Origin of the sequence: Pseudonocardia adelaidensis, assembly GCF_039543345.1 — a bacterium.
In the GTDB taxonomy this organism is placed as follows: Bacteria; Actinomycetota; Actinomycetes; order Mycobacteriales; family Pseudonocardiaceae; genus Pseudonocardia; species Pseudonocardia adelaidensis.
Genome location: NZ_BAABJO010000070.1, coordinates 1 through 6,945 on the forward strand (window position 1 = coordinate 1; position 6,945 = coordinate 6,945).

At 75.1% G+C, this 6,945-nt stretch carries 5 protein-coding genes; 4 read left to right on the plus strand and 1 reads right to left on the minus strand.

Annotated features, from left to right (window positions below; translation table 11 throughout):
• Positions 1-368 precede the first annotated feature (368 nt).
• Positions 369-575, minus strand: a complete 207-nt coding sequence (locus ABEA81_RS42100; protein ID WP_147257060.1) for a cold-shock protein — start codon at positions 573-575, stop codon at positions 369-371.
• A gap of 109 nt (positions 576-684) precedes the next feature.
• On the opposite strand from ABEA81_RS42100, the gene moeA reads away from it, so the two are divergent.
• The 4 genes from moeA to ABEA81_RS42120 all read left to right on the plus strand — a co-directional run bounded on the left by moeA (position 685) and on the right by ABEA81_RS42120 (position 6,374).
• Positions 685-1,908, plus strand: coding sequence for a molybdopterin molybdotransferase MoeA (gene moeA, locus ABEA81_RS42105; RefSeq protein ID WP_425570887.1), 1,224 nt, complete (start codon positions 685-687; stop codon positions 1,906-1,908).
• Between the two features lie 414 nt (positions 1,909-2,322).
• Positions 2,323-3,042 carry a phosphatidylserine decarboxylase gene (locus tag ABEA81_RS42110; protein ID WP_345613644.1) on the plus strand — a complete coding sequence of 240 codons (720 nt, stop codon included), beginning with the start codon at positions 2,323-2,325 and terminating at the stop codon, positions 3,040-3,042.
• Complete coding sequence (locus ABEA81_RS42115) at positions 3,042-4,040, plus strand: CDP-alcohol phosphatidyltransferase family protein (protein ID WP_345613646.1); 999 nt, start codon at positions 3,042-3,044, stop codon at positions 4,038-4,040. Before ABEA81_RS42110 ends, ABEA81_RS42115 begins: the two co-directional genes overlap by 1 nt.
• A gap of 114 nt (positions 4,041-4,154) precedes the next feature.
• Positions 4,155-6,374 (plus strand): AAA family ATPase, encoded by a 2,220-nt coding sequence (locus tag ABEA81_RS42120; protein WP_345613648.1) that lies wholly within the window; start codon positions 4,155-4,157, stop codon positions 6,372-6,374.
• Positions 6,375-6,945: the final 571 nt, after the last annotated feature.

The window sequence follows — 6,945 nt, forward strand, 5'->3', positions numbered from 1 at the left end:
ACTTCTTCTCCAGCACGACGTTGCGGCCGCGCGGGCCGAGCGTCACCTTGACGGCGTCGGCGAGGGTGTTCATGCCACGCTCGAGCCCGCGGCGCGCCTCCTCGTCGAACGCGATCTGCTTCGCCATGGGGGTGTAGTCCTCCGATTGGGATGACCCGAAGTCTCGTGTCGAGCGCGGCGCCCGCGACGGACGACCGACAACCCTGCGCCGATCTCACCCGCCCGACGATTGGCACTCTACCGTGCCGAGTGCCAATGCCGGTTCTAGCACTCGTGGCATACGAGTGCAAGCCGCCGGGCCGGGGAGCGGAAACGGACGGGGGGACCGGCTGCGCGCCGATCCCCCCGGGGAGCTGGAGCTCGCCCTACTACCCGATCCGGCGGACGGCGTCGGCCTGGCTACGGCCGTCGCGGCCGGCCGTCGTCTCGAACTCGACGCGGTCGCCCTCGTCCAGGGTGCGGAAACCCTCGGACTGGATCGCGCTGTAGTGGACGAAGACGTCCGGCCCGCCATCGGTGGCGATGAAGCCGAAGCCCTTCTCCGCGTTGAACCACTTGACCGTGCCCTGGGCCACGGCACCTCCATGTTGCAGTGCTGCGCTTGCGCGTCGTGCTGGAATGACGTGGCCGACGCTACCCCAGATCGGACCTCTCGTCCGGGGCGAAGCGGCGCCGTCCGGCAGGATTGCCTGCGTGGTGAGCTCCCCGAGAACCGTCGACGAGCACCGCGCCGTCGTCGCCGCACTGCTGGATCCGATGCCGGCCGAGGAGGTGCCGGTCGCGCAGGCCCGGGGGCGCGTCCTGGCGACCGACGTCGTCGCAGCCGTCGCGCTCCCCTCGTTCGACAACTCCGCGATGGACGGCTACGCCGTGCGCGCCGCCGATGTGGCGGGGGCTCCCGTGGAGCTGCCGGTGGAGGCGGACATCCCGGCCGGACGTACGGACGTCCCCGCGTTGCGGCCCGGGGCGGCCCACCGGATCATGACCGGGGCCGCCCTGCCGGCAGGCGCCGACGCCGTCGTGCCCGTCGAGCGGACCGACGGCGGTACCGAACGGGTGCGGATCTCGGGCGCGGCCGGGCCGGGCGAGCACGTCCGGCGCGCCGGCGAGGACGTGCGGGTCGGCGACGTCGTGCTCCGCGCGGGTGCGGTGCTGGGGGCACCGCAGATCGGCGTGGCCTCCGCCGTCGGCTGCGCCACGCTGTCCGTCCGGTGCAGGCCCCACGTGCTCGTGCTCTCCACCGGGTCGGAGCTCGTCGCCCCCGGAACCCCACTTCGCCCGGGCCAGATCTACGAGTCGAACGGGCCGATGCTCGCTGCCGCCGTCGAGGACGCGGGCGGCACCGCCGAGCTGCTGCGCTTCGTCCCCGACGACGTCGAGCAGTTCCTCGGGCGGCTGCGCGAGCGGACAGCAGATGGCGCCGTTGACCTCCTGGTCACCTCGGGCGGGGTGAGCGCAGGCGCGTACGAGGTGGTGAAGGACGCCTTGACCGGCCGCGGCGTCGAGTTCGTCAAGGTCGCGATGCAGCCCGGGGGACCCCAGGGCGCCGGCCGCGTCGCCGAGCTGGGCGGCATCGGCGTCGTGACGCTGCCCGGGAACCCGGTGAGCTCGCACGTGTCGTTCGAGGTCTTCGTCCGGCCCGCGCTGCGCGCCGCGCTCGGGCACCCGCAGCCCGACCGGCCGGCCGTCACCGCCACGCTCGGTGAGCGCTGGAGCTCGCCGCCGGGGCGCCGGCAGTTCCGGCGCGGGGTCCTCGACGCGGTCTCCGGCACGGTCCGCGAGCTCGGCGGACCGGCATCGCACCTGCTCGGCGCGCTCGCTCGGGCCGACTGCTTCGTCGTCGTGCCGGAGGACGTCACCGAGCTGCCGGAGGGGACTCGCGTCGAGACGTGGTTGCTCGACGGGTGACGGGTCCAGTAGATTGTGGTCGAGATCACAATCGAAGCAGGCAACGAACGGAGATCTCGGAGCGTCTTACTGGTGAGTGTTCGGCCGATCGGTGCACATCGTGGGGTTCCTCGCCCTGTGACCTGGACGATCGAACGGAGACTCGGGGATACTTTGGAAGTGGGCCGGGTAACCGACCCACAGCGCATTGGACCCACCGCCCGTCGCTGGGGAGCGGACGAGCGGTTCCACGGCCGGGGTCGTCGTCTCGGGGGATGGCGGCCCCGGCCCTTTGCGTTCTCCGATCTCCTCCGGCGTCAGCGCGATGTGGCGCAACGTGACCACATCGGCGTGCAGCCGTCACCCCTGGCGTACCGTAGCCGCCGCCACCGCGGCCCGACCGGGTCGCCACGCCGGAGGAGCCGATCCGCTTCCATGCACGACCCGAGGCCACCCGCTCGTTCGGGGCTGTCCCTGCCCCACGTCGCGGGGCTGATCCGGGCCACCGTCCCGCCGATGCACCCCGGAGGCCGCCCGCTCGTCGCGGCCGTCGCCGCCGGGGCCGCCGCCGTCCGGCTCGCCACCGGTCGCGGCGCCGTCGCCGGGGCGCTCGCCACGGCCGCCACGGCGCTGTTCTTCCGCAACCCGCGCCGGGTGCGTCCCCCGCTCACCGGTGTCGCGCTCGCCGCGGCCGACGGCACGGTGGCCACGGTCTCGGACGTCCTGCCGCCCGCCGAGCTGGACCTCCCGCGGGAGCCGGCACCGCGCGTCAGCGTGTTCCTGTCCGTGCTGGACGTCCACGTGCAGCGGGTTCCGGTCGACGGCCGGGTGCTCGACGTCGCCTACCGGCCGGGCACCTTCCTGTCCGCCGACCTCGACAAGGCCAGCGAGGACAACGAGCGCAACGCCGTGCTGTTCGAGACGACCGACGGCACGCGGCTCGGCGTCGTCCAGATCGCCGGGCTGCTGGCGCGCCGCATCGTCTGCGACATCGCACCCGGCGACGAGGTCGCCGCGGGCGAGACGTTCGGGCTCATCCGCTTCGGCTCGCGCGTCGACGTCTACCTGCCGCCCGGGTCCCGGGTCGCGGTCACGCCGGGACAGCGCACGATCGGCGGCGAGACGGTGCTGGCCGAACTCCCCAGGAGCACCTGATGACCGCCCCCAACTACCGCGCCGGAGTGCGGCTGCTGCCGAACGCCGTCACCGTCCTCGCGCTGTGCTCCGGCCTCTCGGCGGTGTACTTCGCGATCGGCGGGCGCTTCGAGCTGTGCGTCGCCGCCGTCGGGGCCGCGGCGCTGTGCGACGCACTGGACGGCAGGCTCGCCCGCCTCCTCGACGCCACGACCCGGATCGGGGCCGAGCTCGACTCGCTCGCCGACCTCGTCTCGTTCGGCGTCGCGCCAGCACTCGTCCTCTACATCTGGGCGCTGGAGGGCAGCCGGTACGGCTGGATCGTCGCGCTCGTCTTCGCCGTGTGCATGATGCTGCGGCTCGCCCGTTTCAACACGCTCCTCGACGAGGTCGACGAGTTCCCGTTCACCCGGGAGTTCTTCGTCGGGGTCCCCGCTCCCGCGGCCGCCATGTCGGCGGGCATCCCGCTCTACGTCACGCTGCATTTCGGGCCCGGGTGGTGGTCGGCGCCTCCGCTGGTCGCCGCGTGGGCGCTGATCGTCGCGTCGCTCATGGTGAGCAGGCTGCCCACGCTGTCGTTCAAGAGCGTGCGCGTGTCCCCGAACTACATCGCCCCGCTGCTCGTGCTCGTCGCGATCGCCGCCGCCGTGCTCATCACGGTGCCCTTCCTCGGGCTCGGCATCGTGGCCCTCGTCTACCTCTGCTCGGTCCCCTACACCGTGCACCGGCACCATTGGCTCACCCAGCACCCGGAGGCGTGGGGCGTGCCGGTGCGGGAGCGGCGGGCGATCGCGCGGGCGGCGCGCTCCGCGCGGCGGCTCGGGCTCCGGTCGCCGCTGCGCCACCGCGTGGCCGGCCGGGCCAGCGCGGTCGCGCGCGCCGTCCGCCGGTTCGGCGACGACCCGACGGGCGTCATGCAGCGCCACGCCCGCCCCGGCACCGGCCGGGCCCCGGGCCCCGCGGCCCAGTCGGCGCGCAACCGCCTCCGCCTCGGCCTCCGCCGCGCGCGCCGCCGCTGACGGCCTACGGGCGGTCGCACACCAACTGTGGTGCCGGCACCCGAACTGCAGTTGGTGTGCGAGCACCGAGGTTGGTGTGTGAGCGGGGGCGAGGCCCCCGATAGCGTCTGCGGCGTGGTCCCCTCCATCACCCTGGTCGCCCGCCTCGCCGCCTCGGCGGCGGACGCGCGGCGGGGCGTCGTCCGGCTGCACCCCGAGGTCATCGACGCGCTCGGGCTGCGCTCCTGGGGCGCGGTGACGCTGACGGGGGCGCGGGTGACCACCGCGCTCGTCGCGCCCGCGGACGGGCCCGCCGGCCAGGCCACCCTCGACGACGTCACGCTCTCCAACGCCGGGCTCTCCGACGGCGCCCCCGTCGTGGTGGCGCCTGCGGACGTGGAGCCGGCGCGGCGGGTCCTGCTCACCGGGTCGCGGCTGGCCCGGGCCGCGCTCACCCCGGAGACGGTCCGGCTGGCGCTGGTGGGCAAGGTCGTCACCGGCGGCGACGCGGTGTCGCTGCTGCCCCAGGACATCGGGCCCGCCCCCGGGCTCGACGCCCCCGCCGCCCGGCAGCGGGTCGCCGGGGCACTGGGGAGCGCGTGGACCACGGAGCTGCTCACCGTGGCATCCGTCGAGCCGGCCGGCGCGGTCGCGGTGCGGCCGAGCACGGTGGTGGGCTGGCAGGGCGGCGCGGCCACCGGCGCGACCGTCGCCGACGTTCCCGCGGCGGCCGGCAACGCCCGCCCGGTGGCCCGCCCGGCCACGGCGAGCCCTCCTGCCGAACCCATCCTGCCCGTGGAGGAGCTCGTCGGCCACACCGATGCCGCGCGGAAGCTGGTGGAGTGGCTCGAGCTCACGCTCGACCGCCCCGAGCTGCTCAGCCGCCTCGGTGGGGCCGCCCGCCTCGGCGTGCTGCTCGTCGGGCCGGAGGGCGTCGGGAAGCTGACGGTCGCACGAAGCACGGCCGCAGCCGTCGGGGCCACCACCGTGGAGCTCTCCGGTCCGGGCGTGGCGGCGCTCGAAGCGGCCACGGCGTCGCAGCGGGTGCACGAGACCATCGGCAAGGCCCGCGCGGGCGGCCGCGCCGTCCTCGTCGTCACCGACGTCGACGCGCTGCTGCCCGCCACATCCCCGCCGCCGCTCGCCACCGTGGTGCTGGACGCGCTGCGTGCCGCGGTGGCCACCCCGGGGCTCGCGCTCGTCGCGACGACGTCGGCGCCGGAGTCGGTCGATCCGCGGCTGCGGGCGCCCGACCTCGTCGACCGCGAGCTCGGGCTGGCACTTCCGGACCTGCGCACCCGCGCCGAGCTGCTGCGCCGCCTGCTGGCCGCCGTTCCGCTCGCCGACGGTGTGGATCTCAAGGCGGTGGCCGAGCGCGCCCCCGGGTTCGTGGCCGCCGACCTCGTCGCCGTGCGCCGGGAGGCGGCGGTCCAGGCCGCGCTGCGGCACACGGGGGAGGGCGAACCGCGGATCTGCCAGGAGGACCTGATCGACGCCGTCGGCTCGGTCCGCCCGATCTCGATGTCCTCGTCGGACACCCTGCAGACCGGGGGCATCACGCTCGACCAGGTCGGCGACATGGTCGAGGTCAAGCAGGCGCTCACCGAGTCGGTGCTGTGGCCGCTGCAGTACCCCGACTCGTTCGCCCGGCTTGGGGTCGCCGCGCCGCGCGGCGTGCTCGTCTACGGCCCGCCGGGATGCGGCAAGACCTTCCTGCTGCGGGCGCTCGCCGGCACCGGCCAGCTGAACGTGTTCGCCGTGAAGGGGGCGGAGCTGCTCGACAAGTACGTCGGCGAGTCCGAGCGTGCGGTCCGCGAGCTCTTCCGCAAGGCCGCGGACGCCGCACCCGCCCTCGTCTTCCTCGACGAGGTGGACGCGCTGGCGCCGCGACGCGGGCAGTCGTCCGACTCCGGGGTGGCCGACCGCGTGGTCGCGGCCCTGCTCACCGAGCTCGACGGCGCCGAGCCGCGGCGCGACGTGATCGTGGTGGGCGCCACCAACCGGCCCGAGCTGATCGACCCCGCGCTGCTGCGCCCCGGCCGGCTCGAGCGACTCGTGTACGTGCCGCCGCCGGACGCCGCCGCCCGCGCCGAGATCCTGCGCGCGGCGGGCCGGCACACGCCGCTGGCCCCCGACGTCGACCTCGAGGCGCTCGGCGCCGATCTGGACGGCTACTCCGCCGCCGACTGCGCCGCCGTGCTGCGCGAGGCCGCGCTCACGGCGATGCGGGAGTCGCTGGAGGCCACCGAGGTGACGGCCGCCCACATCGCGGCGGCCCGGGCCGCGGTGCCGCCGTCACTCGACCCGCTACAGCTCGCGGAGCTGCGGGCCTACGCCGAGCGCCGCCTGTCCTAGTGTCCCGAGTGCCAGCGGTCAGCGCTGGCCGTAGTCGTTCGTGACGATCACGATGATGCCCGGCGAGGCCTGCTGGATCCCCTCGAAGCGGGGGTTGGCCCGCATGCCGAACTGCTCGGCCAGCGCCTTCGCGGCCGCTTCCTCCTCGGTGCCCGGCCGGTAGTAGACCGTGGTGGTCGGGATGATGCCCTGGGGGTAGTTGCCGATCTCGTCGATCGGCCATCCCGCCTTGCGGAAGTCCTCGGCGGCCTTGGTGGCCAGACCGGAGATCGTGCTGTTGTTGTAGACGCGCAGGGGGAGGTGCGCGACAGCCGTGCCGCCGCCACCGCTGCGCCCCGACCTCGTGTCGCCGGTGCGGGCGCCACTGCTGTCGCCGCCGCTCGGTGCGGGTGCCGCCCTGGGCGCGGGCTCGCCGCCGCCCGACGGAGCGGGCGCGGGGGCAGCGACCGCGGGCGGGGCCGCCTGCGGCGCCGGGGCGGGCGCCGGTGCGGGTTCCTGGGCCGGAGCGCCCGGCGCGGGTGCGGGGGGCTGCGGGAAGTCGGAGGGCCAAGCGGTCTTAGGAAGACAAATG